Origin of the sequence: Sulfuricurvum sp., from assembly GCF_036279695.1 — a bacterium.
Classification (GTDB): domain Bacteria; phylum Campylobacterota; class Campylobacteria; order Campylobacterales; family Sulfurimonadaceae; genus Sulfuricurvum.
Genome location: NZ_DASUIQ010000127.1, coordinates 28695 through 43689 on the forward strand (window position 1 = coordinate 28695; position 14995 = coordinate 43689).

Here is a 14995-nt window from a genome sequence, read left to right on the forward strand (position 1 = left end):
AATGGAACCGAAAAATTGGACAATAGGAAGCAAAATGGTTATGTTGGTCAGTCTCTTGCTGGCTATATTACTAGGAGTAGGGATTTATAGTGTTAGTCACTCAAAAGATTCGGTTAATAGTGCCAAAACGATTACTGAAGACCGGTTAATACCTGCGGTAGATATTGGGAAAGTCATAAATCTAATGCAAACGAATATGAATCAGCTTGCATTAGCATCAATGCACGATCCGCGATTGGAAGAACATGTTCTGCATGATCACCACATCAACAAACATTTAGATGAAGTACACACTAATATATCAGAAATCTCAAAACTGTGGGATGGATATATGGCAACCTACCTCACACCTGAAGAAAAAGCACTGGCAAAGGAGTTTCAAGAAAAACGGGATAAATTTTTTCAGGATGGATTACTCCCAACCGCTGATCTTTTAACTAAAAATGAATACAAAGAAGCAAATATGCATCGCGTTAAGGTTGTCGGACCTCTTTTCAAAGACGCTATGGAAAGTGCTACCAAGTTGCTTGAACTCCAAAAACAAGTAGGGCGTGATGAAGTAGATTCTCAACAAAAAGATACCGAGCATTTAGTTATGATTCTAACCTTCGGAGGAATAGTTGTTTTTTTAGGAGTCATATTACTCTCTTTTTATACCATCCGATCTATAAATGCCTCAATCGGTAATGCCGTTTCATCTATCCGTGACGGAGCGATGCAAATCACCTCAGCATCCGGTCAGGTTGCCGCGTCATCCTCATCACTAGCCCAAGGGGCGAGTGAACAAGCGAGCAGTGTCGAAGAGGTAAGCGCAACCCTCGAACAATCCACCGCAATCAACTCCCAAAACGTCGATAACGCACGTCAAGCCGATATATTGGCCAAAAATGCCAACAGCTCTGCCCGTACCGGATATGAAAAGGGAGAACAGCTCTCTCACTCTATGCACTCGATCACCGAATCGGCATCTAAAATCTCAGGCATCATAAAAACCATCGATCAAATCGCATTCCAAACAAACCTCCTCGCTCTTAACGCGGCAGTTGAAGCGGCACGTGCAGGTGAACACGGTCTAGGATTTGCAGTGGTTGCGGACGAAGTTCGTAACTTGGCTCAACGTGCGGCATCAGCGGCAAAAGAGACGTCAGACATCATCGAAGAGGTCGTTTCTCAGATCAAAGAGGGGAACCAAATCGCCCTAGCAACCCACACTTCCTTTCAAGAGATCGTTGAACAAAGCAAAAAAGTATCGGACTTGATTGGAGAAATTGCCATTGCAGGACGTGAACAATCCGATGGGATGGGACAAATCAACCAAGCGATGGGACAAGTAGACCAAGTAACCCAACAAGTAGCGGCTAACTCGGAAGAAGCGGCGGCGGCGGCAGAAGAGCTAAACGCACAAGCCACCTCGATGATGGAAACGGTCAGTGTCTTAGCAAAAATGGTAGGAATGGAGAATACCATGATGACATCCGCACCGAAAAAAGTACCGTTACATCGCATGGAGGTCAAACACCTCACAGTAAAACGAAAACCTCATTCTGAACAACAACGTGCAAAATCCTCCGGCAATGCCGATGATGTCTTTCCACTCAATGAAGATGATTTAAAACAGTTTTAATAAAAAAGAAGGAGAGGAGAGGAGAGGAAAAGCCCTAGAGTAGGGCTTTTTATAAACTTATGAACAGTGACCGCCACCGCAGCATTGTGAAGCTTCTTCCACTTCAACTTCTACCGGAGTAGATTCCCAAACACCGTGTTTAGTGCAGTAACCGTGAGCTACAAGGGTCAATTTTTTACCCATAGGGACGATGTTGAATGTTACTTCCGCATGATTTTTTTCATTTCCGAGTGTTCCTGGAACGAAATCAGCGCGAGCAAGCAATGTTTCACCGTTGTAAAGTGCGATGTTAGCGATGAAGTGATCGAAATCATCCGGATGAGAATATTCGTTCCCCATTTTAACGGTAACGGCAAATTTTTCACCTTTTTTTGCTGTTGAAGCACAGTGGATAAACGGTGAGTGACGATCGATATAATCTTTTTTCGCTTCACGATCTACAGTGCTGATGTCGACGTAACGGTTGATTGTTGGCATGTTGGTTCCTTGTTGAGTTTAATTATGATTGGGGTATTGTACTCCCCTAAACTTTTAACTTCTTCTAAATCAGATATTTTATCTCTGAATTAATTTTTTCCAAAGCAACCATCATCCAACAGCATTTTTTAACCATCCAATCGGTAAAATCGGGACTTTAAAATGATGAATGGATAAGTGATATGTTAAAACCTCTTTTGATTGAAATCGGTGTCGAAGAACTTCCGGCAGTCCCACTGCTCAAAGAGCTTGCAGAAATAGAGAAAAAATGGGTCGCCGTTTTGGAAAAAAATGCCCTTGTCGGGGAGTTTGAGTTCTACTACACGCCGCGCCGTTTGGTACTGTGGCATCGTGAATTCAAAACACGCCAAGACAACCGTGTCGAAGAGTTCTTCGGAGCACCGGTCGACATCGCAATCAAAGACGGAGTTCCAACCCTAGCGGCTTTGGGCTTCGCCAAAAAATGCGGCGTTGAATTCGAGCAGATTAGTCGAGCCGAAAAAGGGGGCAAAGAGGTCCTCTATTTCAGTAAAACTATTGCGGGACAAGAGAGCACTGAGATTTTGGGTGAAATGATCGATACATGGATCAAAAGCCTGAGCTTCGGTAAATCGATGCGCTGGGGTTCAAACCATGAGAGCTTTATCCGTCCGATCCGTTGGGTAAACGTGACCCTCGGCGAAGAGCTCGTCGATATGGAACTCTTCGGTGTCCGCTCATCCTCTGAAACCTATGTCCACCGTATCAGCCATTTCGAAGCCAAAAAAGTAAACTCGATCCATCACTATTTCGATCTCCTCAAAGAGGGTTCCGTCGATCTTTATCCGCAAAGCCGCCGCGAATCGATCTTGGCGAACTTCGCTGCACTCGAACGTGAGCACGGCATCACTATCGAAGTAGATGAATACTTGCTCGATGAAGTCGTTGCCATTACGGAGCACCCGACACCACTTTTAGGAAGTTTTGATGAGAGTTTTCTCGAACTCCCACCTGAGGTTATCATCACCTCGATGAAAGAGCATCAACGTTATTTCCCTGTGTTCAAAGAGGGAAAACTCATCAACGCATTCATTGTGGTTTCCAATGCTCTCACCGATGATTTCAGCCACGTAATCGAGGGAAATCAACGGGTTCTCCGTCCGCGCCTCTCCGATGCACTTTTCTTTTACCGTAATGACCTCAAAAAAGGTTTGAGTACCTCAGGATTAGAAAAAGTCGTCTTTATGAACGGTTTGGGGACGTTAGCGGAGAAAATAAAGCGTGAAAAAGTGGTCGCATCGACTATCGCCAATCTCATATATGATAATATCAATCCTGACCATTTAGATCGTGCGATGGAGTTGGCAAAAGCCGATTTGATGTCTGAGATGGTGTATGAGTTTACCGAGCTTCAGGGGCTTATGGGGTATTACTACGCCCTAGCTCTCGGCGAATCTGCCGAAGTAGCCACGGCAATCAAAGAGCAATATCTCCCAACAGGGGAGGAGAGTGCACTCCCATCTACCATCCTCAGCGCTATCGTTGCCATGTCGATGAAACTCGATACCCTTATCGGTATGTTCAGCATCGGTGAGATTCCGACAGGTTCACGCGATCCGTTCGCCCTTCGCCGAGCCGTCAACGGGATAATCAAAATCGCCGTAGCACACCAAATCCCGCTTAACTTCTCCACCTTGATCGATCAGCTATCATCATTGTATCCACAAGGTAAAGAGTACAAAAAGAACATTGAGACCTTTATCATAGAACGTCTAGCGGGAGCTTACATCGGTGTTAATCCATCGATCATCCAATCGGTCGTTGCCAAAGATGCTAATGTCGAACTCGATGTCCTCGAAATCGACCGTAAAATCCGAGCCGTCTCATCTATCGCATCCTCCGAGTCGTTTATCGAAGCGTTCTCCACCTTTAAACGGGTCAGCAACATCCTCAAAGACGAAGCGATGGACAAAGGTTTCAGTGTCAACGAATCACTCTTTGAAAACGATGCGGAGCGCAATCTATACTCTGCTGCAACTGCGGCTATCTCCGCGAACTACGAAACCCTCGAAGAGCGTTTGGATGCATTGTTCGCTCTCAAAGCACCGTTGGACAACTTCTTCGACAATGTTATGGTTAATGCCGAAGATTTGAGCGTTCGTGCCAACCGCAAAGCGTTGGTCGGGATGATCTACGCCGAGATTTATTCGATTGCCGACATCAAAAATATTACTCTCTAACTTTTCCGTCATTCCAGACTTGATCTGGAATCCACTTTCAATCAACTTCATGTTATACTTTCTACACAAAAAGAGGAGGGTGACAAAGTGATCAATATCAAAGAACTGCAACCGCTGATTGTTGAGCGTCTACTTTCTCTTAACCCTGAAAAAATTATCCTCTTTGGAAGCTACGCATACGGAACACCTCGTAATGACAGCGACATCGATCTGTTTTTAGTCAAAGATAACGCCGAAGAGAATATCGAAGCATCCGCATTGATGAAACTCAGAGACCTAATGAAAGAATATAAAATTGGCTTTGATATTTTATCCGCCAGCAACCGTTTTTTATCGGAGAGAAACGATCCGTTTTACAAAGAAGACATTTTGTCCAAAGGGCTAGTCATTTATGGCAAATAAACCCCATGCGATAGAGTGGGTTGAAAAATCGTACCACGATCTTGATTCGGCTAAAATCCTCTATGAAGCGGGTCATTTTACCGATACGATAGGTTATATCCTCCATCAAAGTATCGAAAAGCTGTACAAATCATGCTTGGCGTATGAAAACGTCGCTATTGTAAAAACGCATAACCTCGTTGAATTAAACGAGCTTGTAGAGGGGTGGATGGGATTGGAAGATGCTGAGATTCATCTCCTCGCCATTGCAACAACTTACCATACGAAGCAACGATATCCATCACCACACAAACGCCTCCCCCCAAAAGAAGAGATTAAAGAGATATTGGATTTGAATATTCAGCTATTTACGACTGTTTGTCAAAAATTAGGTATCGAAGCGGGTACGTTTGGAGTATGATGTCATCATCATCGGTGCAGGGATAAACGGCTGTTGTAGCGCCTATACTCTAGCGCAAGCAGGTCTAAACGTCGCCCTGATCGATCAAAACGGCATCGCTTCAGGTGGAAGCGGTGCGGCGGGAGCATTTATCTCGCCTAAAATCTCCAAAGCCGGAGAACTCAAAAAGATTATGAGCCAAGCCCACACTGAGGCTCTCACATTTTACACGACCCGTTTCCCCCAATTTACCCTCACAAAACCGCTTTTGCATATCGCTAACTCTCCCCAAGAATCAGAGAAGCTTGAACATTACAAACGTGAAACCACACTACAACACTCTAACATCGACAATGAGCTTAAATCCCTCCTAACCTCAGATGCCTCTGCGGATAGCTATATCTATTTCTCTGAAGGTGCCGTTGTTGATGCGCAGGGGGTATGCAATGCCATGGCAGAGGGGATCGATTTTTATCCTCTCAAAGTCGAAAAACTGATCCACCGCGACGGTGAGTGGCAGGTAGGTGATCTTCGCGCCAAACACCTCGTCCTCACCATCGGAGCCTATCCGAAACTTCTCCCCATCGATTATGTCGGTTTACGAGGTATTTGGGGTCATCGGATCGATTGTGAAACCTCCACCCACATTCCTTGCATCCTCCATCACCATGTCTCGATCTCACCGACATCAAACACTGGTATTGTTGCCATCGGAGCAACCCATAATGTCCATTATTCGCCGTTTTCAGGAGAAGTATACGATCTGGAGCAGGGGAGAGCACAACTGCTCGAAAAAGCCTCCAAAACATTAAAATTAAATAATATTAAAATTACCAATGACTACACTGGACTCCGTTCGGGGTCAAATGACTATCTCCCGATGTTGGGAAGTCTCGTAGACGCCGAGGCAACTCTTCAAAAATACCCTCATCTACGTCATGGGGAAAGGGTTAATCCATCTGAATATACCTATTATCCGAATTTGACGATGATAAACGGTTCAGGAGGGTATGGATTTGTCCTCGCACCGTATTTGGCAAAACGGTTGGGCGAATGGTTAGTTGAGGGGAAAGAGTTAAATCCTGCTTTGTCACCGTCACGATTTTTTCCTCGATGGGCGAAGCGTCAATCATAACTTATCTGAAAAATTCTACGACATCTACATCCAACGCTTTTGCTATTTTATATAAATGCTCCAAATTAAACCGTCGATCTTTGACAGAATTTTCTGCATTGGCATAAAACGCTGCCGATTTTTGCCCAATCATGAGGGCTAATGCTAATTGAGTTATTCCTTTTTCCTGCCGAATACGCTTCACATTAGCCGCAACTCGTTGTATAAACTCTTGCACTTCCGCATCTTCTGCCACACATAAATTATTAAAAATGCTCAAAACTGAATCCTACTATGCATTTTAAGAATACTTTAAATTATAGTTACTTACCATCCATGAAACAATTTCCTATAAGTAATTAACCTATGGGTATATTTCGGTTAAAAAATCATATACTTTTTATGACCGTTTTATGACCATCATCTTAGTACTATTATATTGTCATAAAATAAGGATTTGGATGTTATACCAATGTATTAATCGTTTCCAAGCTGCCGACAATCTTTCTACATCAAAGCAATAAAATATGAGTGATATGTTTTGTATCGAACAATTCGACCCTATGGAAGTTATTGTCAATAGCACAGGGGCTTTAGTCTATGTTATCGATTTAGAAACCCATGAGATATTGTATGCCAATGACCGATGTATAGAAGAATTCGGCAATGTAGTCGGAGAGATTTGTTTTAAAACTCTTCAAAAAAATCAAAATTCTCCATGCACTTTTTGCCCGATACAGCAATCTAACGACCCACTGTCTCTCCCCATCGGAACCATTTTCGAGTGGGAAAATCAAAATTCGATCAATAACCATCACTACTTTTTCAACGATAGGATTATTCGATGGAAAAATGGTCAAATCGCCAAAGTACAAGTAGGGATAGACATTACAAAGCAAAAAAAATTAGAAGCCGATCTCAAAATGAAAGAAGCAGAAATTATAAAACTTGCCCATTATGATATTTTAACAGAGCTCCCCAACCGATTATTGTTGAAAGAATATATATACCAAATGATCAAACAAAATACTAAAAATGCCCAGTATGGAGCACTTTTATTGATAGATTTGGACCAATTTAAAACCATAAATGATACCAAAGGGCATGATGTTGGTGATATGGTTTTGGTTGAATCCGCAAATCGTATCCGTAATGTTATTCAACATCATGATACGCTATCGCGTACAGGCGGAGATGAGTTTTTTGTTTTGATCAATACATGTGAAACGGATAAAGAGAAAGCGCTCACCTATATAAGCACCATAGCAAAAACAATTCTTGATGAACTACAAAAGCCTTATTTTGTGAGCGAAAGCGATTTTTGTCTTAGTGCTAGCATCGGTATCACACTATTTGCCGATGAAGAAGACTCTATCGATGATTTGATGAAATATGCAGACAGTGCTATGTACAATGCAAAAGCAAACGGACGCAATACATTCAACTTTTTCGATCCAAAATTACAACAAATTATGGAAAATAAAGCTCTATTGATTGAGCGATTACGAAAAGCGGTTGAAAAAGATTCTATGACATTGTTCTATCAACCTCAAATTGTTTTCGTTAATCATTTTTTACAACATGTAGGTGTAGAAGCATTAATAAGGTGGAATGATCCTGATATTGGAATAATCTCACCCGGCAACTTCATTCCCGTTGCTGAAGAGAGCGGATTGATTGTCCCCTTGGGAGAATGGGTTCTCCGTGAAGCGGTTAAACAATTAACATTATGGAATAATGACCCGATCAAAAATAAATGGCGAATTTCGATCAATGTAAGTTATAAGCAATTTGAAAAAGATAATTTTGTATCCACGGTAGAATCAGTCATAAGCACAAATAAGATTCAACCTGAGAAACTTAGACTCGAATTGACTGAAAGCCTATTAGTTAAAAATACCCAAGAGGCACTTGATAAGATTAATCATCTCAAAGGATTAGGACTATCTCTCTCTATTGATGATTTTGGAACAGGCTATTCATCTTTATCGTATCTCAAGCAGCTTCCTATCGATGAACTTAAAATCGATCAGTCTTTTATTCGTGATCTTGCAAGCGACCAAAATGACGTTATTATTGTGGAAACTATACTATCTATCGGACAGAAGTTTGGTTTAGAAGTCATTGCTGAGGGGGTAGAGACAGAAGAACAATATGAAAAACTAGTTTCAATGGGATGTAAATATTTTCAAGGCTATCTTTTTGGAAGACCTGTGGAGCCTAAGTATTTATAAAGTCAATCGTAAACAACGACTCCGTAGTTATCATCAATACGATAAAAGCGCGAATCGGCGGTGATAATCAGCTCATCGAGTCGTGCCAGATGGACATAACTTTTCTTACCGATTTTGATTCCGTTTTCGAGAAAAAACCGCTTGAGATTGACAAATTTAATGTCGTTCACAAATTTGTACTCAAACTGACTGTACAGCCGCATTTTTTTGTAGCCGAAAATGTGGCTATCAATCCCGAGCTGTGTTGCGGCATATTGGGTCGGCAGATAACCGCTTAGATCGGTCAAATCTTCTTCGATATGAGCATATTTGAGCGGAAGGGTCTGTTTTTCGAGAAACACATATCGATTCAATTTGATATGACGAGTATCATTCCAATATTGGTATGCAGGAGAAGATATGTCAAGTTTGGTATATACCTCTTTCCAAAGCCAGTGTCGGTCTAACGTTGAATAGAGTGTTGACATGATATTTACTCGTCGTGATCTAAGTCATTTAAAGCCAAACGTTTCGCATACATAAAACGGTTTTTATAGTACCCTTTATCCATCGAATCGTATTGAACACGTCTGTTTCTAAAAGATGCATGAATAATTTGATTGTTACCCGCATAAATTGCGACATGAGACGGATCGGATTTATACGTTCGGTAAAAAAGCAAATCGCCTACCTGTAAATCGTCCGGACTTACTTTTTCTCCCAACATAGCTTGTTCCGTTGCACTGTGAGGGAGAGATACCCCGAATGATCTATAAACTTGTTGTGTAAATCCAGAACAGTCAGTACTATCGCCGTTATCACCGAAAGAATAAGGAGTCCCCAAAAACTCTTTTGCACGTGTTAAGAGCTTCTCTTTCGCATTTTTAAAATTTTTAATGATTTTACGAGGAGTACTTTTAGGTGTTTCTGCCGGTTTTACCTCATCAGTACTACACAGCGGTGCCGATGTTATAGGGGAAGGTTTGGTGATTACCAAAAACGCTTTGTTGTCATCACCGATTTTATCATCAACTTTGGTATTTTTTAATACCTTTATCGGCTCATTCATTGCTATTGGTTTATTATTGGACTCAGGTTGAGAGGTAGGTTTAGCTATAGAAAAGATATTTTTTATGAAAGGATCTTCATCCTTAATGGAGTCATTCGCTTTTTTGACTTCACGTTCATATTCTAAAAAGAGTGACGGCTCACGCCTTGATGTCTCAGCCTGCACCGCTATAGTCAGTAAAATCAGTGATAACACTGTTCGTTTTATCAGCATTAACCCTCCTCATTTTTCTGCGTTATAGTCATTATAGATTAAAAAGCTTTAGTTTTTTTTATAATACTCAATATTAACACTATGTTATGGTACACTTTCTTCAAAAACGAATGGATAACAACCCTTTTATGAAAGAAGCTATTGTATTACTCAACATGGGTGGTCCTAACAATCTGGACGAAGTCGAGATGTTCTTACACAATATGTTCAATGACCCCTATATCATACGTACGAAAAGTTCACTTCTTCGTCGTTTTATCGCCGGAATGATCACCCTTACTCGAACAGAAAAGTCTCAAGAGATCTATCGGAAAATCGGAGGAAAATCTCCTCTGGTGGATCATACCCGTATCTTATGCGAACGTGTAGCCGAATCGCTCGGGAACAATGTTATCGTTGATTTTGTGATGCGATACACCCCTCCAATGGCAAAAGAGGTGTGTCAGCGTCTAAAAGAGCAGGGGGTAGAGAAAGTCTACCTCATCCCTTTGTATCCCCAATACTCTTCAACGACAACCCAATCCTCACTGGATGATTTTGAACAAACAGCTCAGAAAATCGGTTGGGATGTTATTACGGTCGAGGTAAAACACTTCTTTTCGAATCCCACTTACAACCGATGTCTCATTGAACGGATCAAAGAGTCTTTAGGAGAGGATAGCGCCGAATCGTTTGAACTCATCTTTTCCGCACACGGATTACCGCAAAAAATCGTCGATCAGGGTGATCCGTATCAACGTCACGTAATCGCTCACGTGGAATTGATGAAAGCGATGTTACATGAATCTCATCTGAACTTCAATGCCATCCATTTAGCGTATCAATCCAAAGTAGGGCCTATGAAATGGCTGGAGCCCTCACTGGAGAGTACCTTGCATACTATTCAAAGCAAACGGGTCATTATCGTCCCAATCGCATTTACTGTCGATAATTCTGAAACCGATTTTGAGCTCTCTATTGAATACGCCGAAGTCGCTCATGAACTGGGATATGATGCTTATCGGGTATGCCGCTGTCCAAATGGGCATCCATTGTTTGTCCAAACCATCACCGAGTTGTATGCAAAAATGAAATAAAAGGTGCTTTGATGATTAGTATTGACTTGTTGCTCGTTATTCTGGGAATGTCGCTTCTATTTTTACGTCATATTTCCGTCTATAAAGATCCTACTAAAATCAACTACACCCCCGTCGTATTGGGTCTTGGGTTTGTCGGTGCACTGCTCCATTTTGTCCTAAGTCCATTGATCGATATAAACATCATCAAAGAGTCTCTTTTGTCTTTGAGTGTCGGGATTCTCCTCTCGGCTGTCATGAGTGTTATGAATCAGAGTATATCGGTCATGAATACCCATGCGATCCGTTTGCGGATTCATGAAATAGGGGATGAACTATCGACGTTGGCATCATCACTCATGACCTTAAAAGATCGAATCGATCTCGTCACCCAAATGGAGAGTTCGACGCATGAACAAATCCGTAATGTATTCAAAGATGAATTTGAAGTGCTCAACACAATCGATGCTAATCAAAATCTCTTTATCACCAAAATCGAGGCTCTTTTGCTTCAGCAACAAACCGCAATGAAAAAATTTGAGGAGTTTACCCTCTCCGAGCTCCCCAGTTTGGATAATGTCGTTCATCGCCATATCGATATGCTTCGTATCGCCGAACAAGACCACTTCAATCAACTCAAAAATGTTGCCCAATTCAGCTGTGACGAACAAAAAGAGCTCCATTCTCAGCTTCAAGAACTTCGAACCCTGTTAACTCAAATGGCACATCAAAAAAATCCCGAGCACACCGTTGCGATTGTTCAAAAAGAACTCGACCGTGTCGTTCATGACTTTGCCCATCATCTTCAAATGTTAGGATCAAAAAGCGAAACTATCGTTACGTCATTGCTCGAAAACGATGCACTGCTACGCGGTTCACGCGAACAAAGCGAACTCATCATGCAGCAAATGGTTCTCTCCTCAAAACAGATGCGGGAAATGACTTCCCATTCCAAAGAACTCTCCGATTCATTAGCCCCACTTACACGCCTTTTTGCCTCTGCCGAGTCACTTTACAACGAGTTTGTCCATGCCAAAGGGAAACTCAGAGAGCTGATCGTGACTCTCGAATCGTATGAACATCAAGAATACCGAGCCATCCGCCAGAGTTTGGAAGAGGTTGCCTCCGAAGCAATCGCACAAATGAAACTATTAGTGCACACCCTCCAAACCAAAGAGTCTCAGAACAAAGAAGTCCTCTCCCTCATTGAGACCAAAAATGTTCAAGAACTTGCAAGTAAAGTAAAGCTTCATAAGAGCTATTTGGGAGAAACCCAAGAATAAAGTTATAATGGCGAAAAAATAAGGTTCTTGGTAAACATGATTGAATTTTACGAACTCCTCGATGATGAGAATATCCCCTATCGCTGTGATGTGGAACTTGATCTCATCGAAGATGCCCCCCAAGAGGAGAGACCGTCGCTTTTATGGCTCTTTGTCAAAGCCGACACCCTTACCGAGACATTAGAATCGTTCACTCGCGATTTGATAGCGACATTAGAGAGTTCTCTCGATGCCGTGTTCGCCGGTCGCGTCATGAAAGAGGGATGGGCAGAATTTTATTTCTATGCTCCGCAGGCTAAGCGATTTGAAAATATCAGCTCCGAGGTGATGACTCGCCATGGAGGATTTGTATACGAACGCGGTGTATCCAGAGACAGCAAATGGGAAATGTATTCCGATAACCTTTTCCCTGATCCCTACGGTCTATTGAGCATCCAAAACCGTCATACGATTTCCGCATTACTCGAAGCAGGGGATGATCTGAGCCTCGAGCGAGAAGTAGAACACTACCTCTTTTTCCAAACCAAAACCTCGATGGAACGTGCCGTTGCACAGCTTGCATCACACGGCTATAGTGCAAAAGAGTACGTCAATGACGATGAAAGCGATTATGCGTATGGTGTCGTGTTGATCAAGGTCGAAGCGATCACCCCTGAAATCGTTTCCGATACGACCACCTCCCTATACGAATCCGCTATCCAAGAACACGGTATTTACGAGGGATGGAGCACAATTATGGGAGAAAAAACAAATGGCGCTGAATAAACCGAAATACACCCTTTTTAAAAACACCCGCTATGCCCTCAACGGCTTATTGGAAGTGAGTCAAAACGAGAAATCGTTTCGTTTGCAAATCCTCCTCTTTGTCGCAGGGATGATTAGCGCATGGCTGTTGCCGATCTCTTTTGTCCAAAGTTCGATTTTATCTGTCGCTTTGTTTATCCCTCTAATGGCGGAGATGATCAACAGTGCCGTTGAACGTACAGTCGATTTGGTCACATTCGACCACCATGAACTCGCCAAACGGGCAAAAGATGCCGGAGCGGCGTTGGTATTTCTATCCTTAACAATGCTAGCGTTAATCTGGGGATTAGTCCTCTATAGTGCATTTTGTCTGTAACGTTTTCGTAAGAGACTTTAGCTTATAATTTCCATTATATTTTTATCAGAGGTTTTACTATGGCAACTGCACTTATTATCGGCGCCGGCGGAGTAGGGCGCGTAGTGGCACACAAATGTGTCATGAACAACCAAATTTTCGATCGTATTATTTTAGCAAGCCGTAGTATCTGGCGCTGTGAAGAGATCCAAAACGAACTTCCCGCAGGTGCTATCGAAATCACTACGGTCGATGCGGATAACACCGATGAAGTGATCGCATTAATCCAAAAATATTCTCCTGATATTTTGATCAACGTTGCATTGCCATACCAAGATTTGAGTATCATGGATGCATGTATCGCTACTAAAACACCGTATCTCGATACCGCAAACTACGAACACCCTGATGAAGCAAAATTCGAGTATAAACTCCAATGGGAACGTGACGCGGCATTCAAAGAAGCGGGGATCATGGGATTACTAGGAAGCGGATTCGATCCGGGTGCGACGAATGTTTTCTGTGCCTATGCTCAAAAACACTATTTCGATGAGATCCACACCATCGACATTCTCGACTGTAACGCCGGAGATCACGGCTATCCGTTCGCTACGAACTTCAACCCTGAGATCAACCTCCGCGAAGTAAGTGCCAAAGGGCGCTACTGGGAAGAGGGCAAATGGATCGAAACAGAACCGATGGAGATTATGCAAGTTTGGGATTATCCTGAAGTCGGACCAAAAGACAGCTATCTGTTGTACCACGAAGAGATGGAATCTCTCGTCAAGCATATCAAAGGGCTCAAACGTATCCGCTTTTTCATGACGTTCGGTCAAAGCTACCTTACCCACATGAAATGCCTCGAAAACGTCGGTATGCTCGGTATCGAACCGGTTGAGCATCAAGGGATGAAAATTGTCCCTATGGAATTTTTGAAAACGTTGCTCCCTGATCCGGCGTCACTCGGTCCTCGTACCAAAGGGAAAACCAACATCGGTATCGTTGCCGAAGGACTCAAAGACGGTAAAAAACGCAAAATCTATATCTACCAAGTCAAAGATCACGAAGAGTGCTACGCCGAAGTAAAATCACAAGGCGTTTCGTATACGACAGGTGTTCCTGCTGTTATCGGTGCAAAACTGATGGTTGAGGGTAAATGGAGCGGAAAAGGGGTGTTCAACATGGAACAACTCGATCCTGATTTCTTCATGGATGAGATGAATACCCAAGGTTTGCCGTGGAATGTGATTGAGATGGAGTGCTAATAAAGCACTTCTCTCCCTCGTTTTTAATACCGTTTTCATTACTCTTCTGATAAGATGCATGGATAATCGAAACAAATGGCAGGTTCCGAATGATTTTTCTTTACTGTAGGAGCCAAAATTGACTCTCAATTCCAATCAGCAACTCTCTTTTGATGAAATGGGGATGACTGAAAAAATTGCTATTTTGCTCATGCAGCTTGGCGAAGACGTTACAGCCACCATTTTTTCACGTATGAATGTCGATGCAATCACCGAAGTTTCCAAATATATTGCCAATAACCGCTCAGTAGAAAAGAATATCGGCGGTGCGGTTCTCGAAGAATTTTACGCCATTTTTCAATCCAATCAGTATCTCAATACCGGCGGTATGGACTATGCCCGTGAGATTCTCTACAAAGCTCTCGGTCCCGAAGAAGCCAAAAAAATACTCGAACGCCTCAGCAAAACGATGCAAAGCACTCAGAACTTTGCCTTTTTATCAAAAATCAAACCGCAACAGTTAGCCGACTTTATTATGAATGAGCATCCTCAGACAGTTGCTTTGATCCTAGCGCATATGGACCCTTCAGCCGCGGCAGAAACC

Annotated in this window: 15 protein-coding genes and 1 pseudogene; 12 read left to right on the forward strand and 4 right to left on the reverse strand. The window is 42.5% G+C overall.

Annotated elements, in window-relative coordinates:
* Position 1 precedes the first annotated feature (1 nt).
* Positions 2–1624 (forward strand): HAMP domain-containing methyl-accepting chemotaxis protein, encoded by a 1623-nt coding sequence (locus tag VFW36_RS12230; protein ID WP_329659096.1) that lies wholly within the window; start codon positions 2–4, stop codon positions 1622–1624.
* A 57-nt stretch (positions 1625–1681) separates the two neighbouring features.
* Here the strand turns inward: VFW36_RS12230 and VFW36_RS12235 are convergent, their stop codons facing one another.
* Positions 1682–2101, reverse strand: coding sequence for a class II SORL domain-containing protein (locus VFW36_RS12235; protein ID WP_329659097.1), 420 nt, complete (start codon positions 2099–2101; stop codon positions 1682–1684).
* Positions 2102–2283: 182 nt separating this feature from the next.
* Between VFW36_RS12235 and glyS the strand changes: the two genes are divergently transcribed.
* From glyS to VFW36_RS12255, 4 genes are all read left to right on the forward strand, one after another.
* On the forward strand, positions 2284–4320 hold the full coding sequence (gene glyS / locus VFW36_RS12240; protein ID WP_329659098.1) for a glycine--tRNA ligase subunit beta: 2037 nt from the start codon (positions 2284–2286) through the stop codon (positions 4318–4320).
* 87 nt (positions 4321–4407) lie between these two features.
* Positions 4408–4722 (forward strand): nucleotidyltransferase domain-containing protein, encoded by a 315-nt coding sequence (locus VFW36_RS12245; RefSeq protein WP_329659099.1) that lies wholly within the window; start codon positions 4408–4410, stop codon positions 4720–4722.
* Positions 4712–5122 carry a HEPN domain-containing protein gene (locus VFW36_RS12250; RefSeq protein ID WP_329659100.1) on the forward strand — a complete coding sequence of 137 codons (411 nt, stop codon included), beginning with the start codon at positions 4712–4714 and terminating at the stop codon, positions 5120–5122. Before VFW36_RS12245 ends, VFW36_RS12250 begins: the two co-directional genes overlap by 11 nt.
* Positions 5112–6236, forward strand: a complete 1125-nt coding sequence (locus tag VFW36_RS12255; protein WP_329659101.1) for an FAD-binding oxidoreductase — start codon at positions 5112–5114, stop codon at positions 6234–6236. The genes VFW36_RS12250 and VFW36_RS12255 overlap by 11 nt, the downstream gene beginning before the upstream one ends.
* 1 nt (position 6237) lies before the next feature.
* On the opposite strand, the gene VFW36_RS12260 is transcribed toward VFW36_RS12255, so the two are convergent.
* Positions 6238–6471 carry a helix-turn-helix transcriptional regulator gene (locus tag VFW36_RS12260; RefSeq protein ID WP_329659102.1) on the reverse strand — a complete coding sequence of 78 codons (234 nt, stop codon included), beginning with the start codon at positions 6469–6471 and terminating at the stop codon, positions 6238–6240.
* A 307-nt stretch (positions 6472–6778) separates the two neighbouring features.
* On the opposite strand from VFW36_RS12260, the gene VFW36_RS12265 reads away from it, so the two are divergent.
* Positions 6779–8449 carry a putative bifunctional diguanylate cyclase/phosphodiesterase gene (locus VFW36_RS12265; RefSeq protein WP_329659103.1) on the forward strand — a complete coding sequence of 557 codons (1671 nt, stop codon included), beginning with the start codon at positions 6779–6781 and terminating at the stop codon, positions 8447–8449.
* Positions 8450–8451: 2 nt separating this feature from the next.
* Here the strand turns inward: VFW36_RS12265 and VFW36_RS12270 are convergent, their stop codons facing one another.
* Complete coding sequence (locus tag VFW36_RS12270) at positions 8452–8916, reverse strand: hypothetical protein (RefSeq protein WP_329659104.1); 465 nt, start codon at positions 8914–8916, stop codon at positions 8452–8454.
* A 5-nt stretch (positions 8917–8921) separates the two neighbouring features.
* Positions 8922–9710 carry a C40 family peptidase gene (locus VFW36_RS12275; protein WP_329659105.1) on the reverse strand — a complete coding sequence of 263 codons (789 nt, stop codon included), beginning with the start codon at positions 9708–9710 and terminating at the stop codon, positions 8922–8924.
* 128 nt (positions 9711–9838) lie between these two features.
* Here VFW36_RS12275 and hemH point away from each other — a divergent pair, with 128 nt between their 5' ends.
* From hemH to VFW36_RS12305, 6 genes and pseudogenes are all read left to right on the forward strand, one after another.
* Positions 9839–10786, forward strand: a complete 948-nt coding sequence (gene hemH, locus VFW36_RS12280; RefSeq protein ID WP_329659106.1) for a ferrochelatase — start codon at positions 9839–9841, stop codon at positions 10784–10786.
* An 11-nt stretch (positions 10787–10797) separates the two neighbouring features.
* On the forward strand, positions 10798–12048 hold the full coding sequence (locus VFW36_RS12285) for a hypothetical protein (protein ID WP_329659107.1): 1251 nt from the start codon (positions 10798–10800) through the stop codon (positions 12046–12048).
* A gap of 36 nt (positions 12049–12084) precedes the next feature.
* Positions 12085–12813 carry a DUF695 domain-containing protein gene (locus tag VFW36_RS12290; protein ID WP_329659108.1) on the forward strand — a complete coding sequence of 243 codons (729 nt, stop codon included), beginning with the start codon at positions 12085–12087 and terminating at the stop codon, positions 12811–12813.
* Positions 12800–13168: a diacylglycerol kinase gene (locus VFW36_RS12295; protein ID WP_329659109.1), complete on the forward strand. Its 369-nt coding sequence runs from the start codon at positions 12800–12802 to the stop codon at positions 13166–13168. Before VFW36_RS12290 ends, VFW36_RS12295 begins: the two co-directional genes overlap by 14 nt.
* A gap of 59 nt (positions 13169–13227) precedes the next feature.
* A complete protein-coding gene (locus VFW36_RS12300; protein ID WP_329659110.1) occupies positions 13228–14412 on the forward strand; it encodes a saccharopine dehydrogenase family protein in 1185 nt (394 codons plus the stop codon).
* A 157-nt stretch (positions 14413–14569) separates the two neighbouring features.
* Positions 14570–14995, forward strand: a pseudogene (locus VFW36_RS12305) (flagellar motor switch protein FliG); the annotation flags it as partial.

Bases quoted from the DNA above. Each gene is read 5' to 3' on its own strand.
- VFW36_RS12275 (WP_329659105.1), bottom strand. From the start codon at position 9,710: ATGCTGATAAAACGAACAGTGTTATCACTGATTTTACTGACTATAGCG.
- VFW36_RS12235 (WP_329659097.1), bottom strand. From the start codon at position 2,101: ATGCCAACAATCAACCGTTACGTCGACATCAGCACTGTAGATCGTGAA.
- VFW36_RS12300 (WP_329659110.1), top strand. From the start codon at position 13,228: ATGGCAACTGCACTTATTATCGGCGCCGGCGGAGTAGGGCGCGTAGTG.
- glyS (WP_329659098.1), top strand. From the start codon at position 2,284: ATGTTAAAACCTCTTTTGATTGAAATCGGTGTCGAAGAACTTCCGGCA.
- VFW36_RS12265 (WP_329659103.1), top strand. From the start codon at position 6,779: ATGGAAGTTATTGTCAATAGCACAGGGGCTTTAGTCTATGTTATCGAT.
- VFW36_RS12295 (WP_329659109.1), top strand. From the start codon at position 12,800: ATGGCGCTGAATAAACCGAAATACACCCTTTTTAAAAACACCCGCTAT.
- VFW36_RS12270 (WP_329659104.1), bottom strand. From the start codon at position 8,916: ATGTCAACACTCTATTCAACGTTAGACCGACACTGGCTTTGGAAAGAG.
- hemH (WP_329659106.1), top strand. From the start codon at position 9,839: ATGAAAGAAGCTATTGTATTACTCAACATGGGTGGTCCTAACAATCTG.
- VFW36_RS12250 (WP_329659100.1), top strand. From the start codon at position 4,712: ATGGCAAATAAACCCCATGCGATAGAGTGGGTTGAAAAATCGTACCAC.
- VFW36_RS12285 (WP_329659107.1), top strand. From the start codon at position 10,798: ATGATTAGTATTGACTTGTTGCTCGTTATTCTGGGAATGTCGCTTCTA.
- VFW36_RS12230 (WP_329659096.1), top strand. From the start codon at position 2: ATGGAACCGAAAAATTGGACAATAGGAAGCAAAATGGTTATGTTGGTC.
- VFW36_RS12290 (WP_329659108.1), top strand. From the start codon at position 12,085: ATGATTGAATTTTACGAACTCCTCGATGATGAGAATATCCCCTATCGC.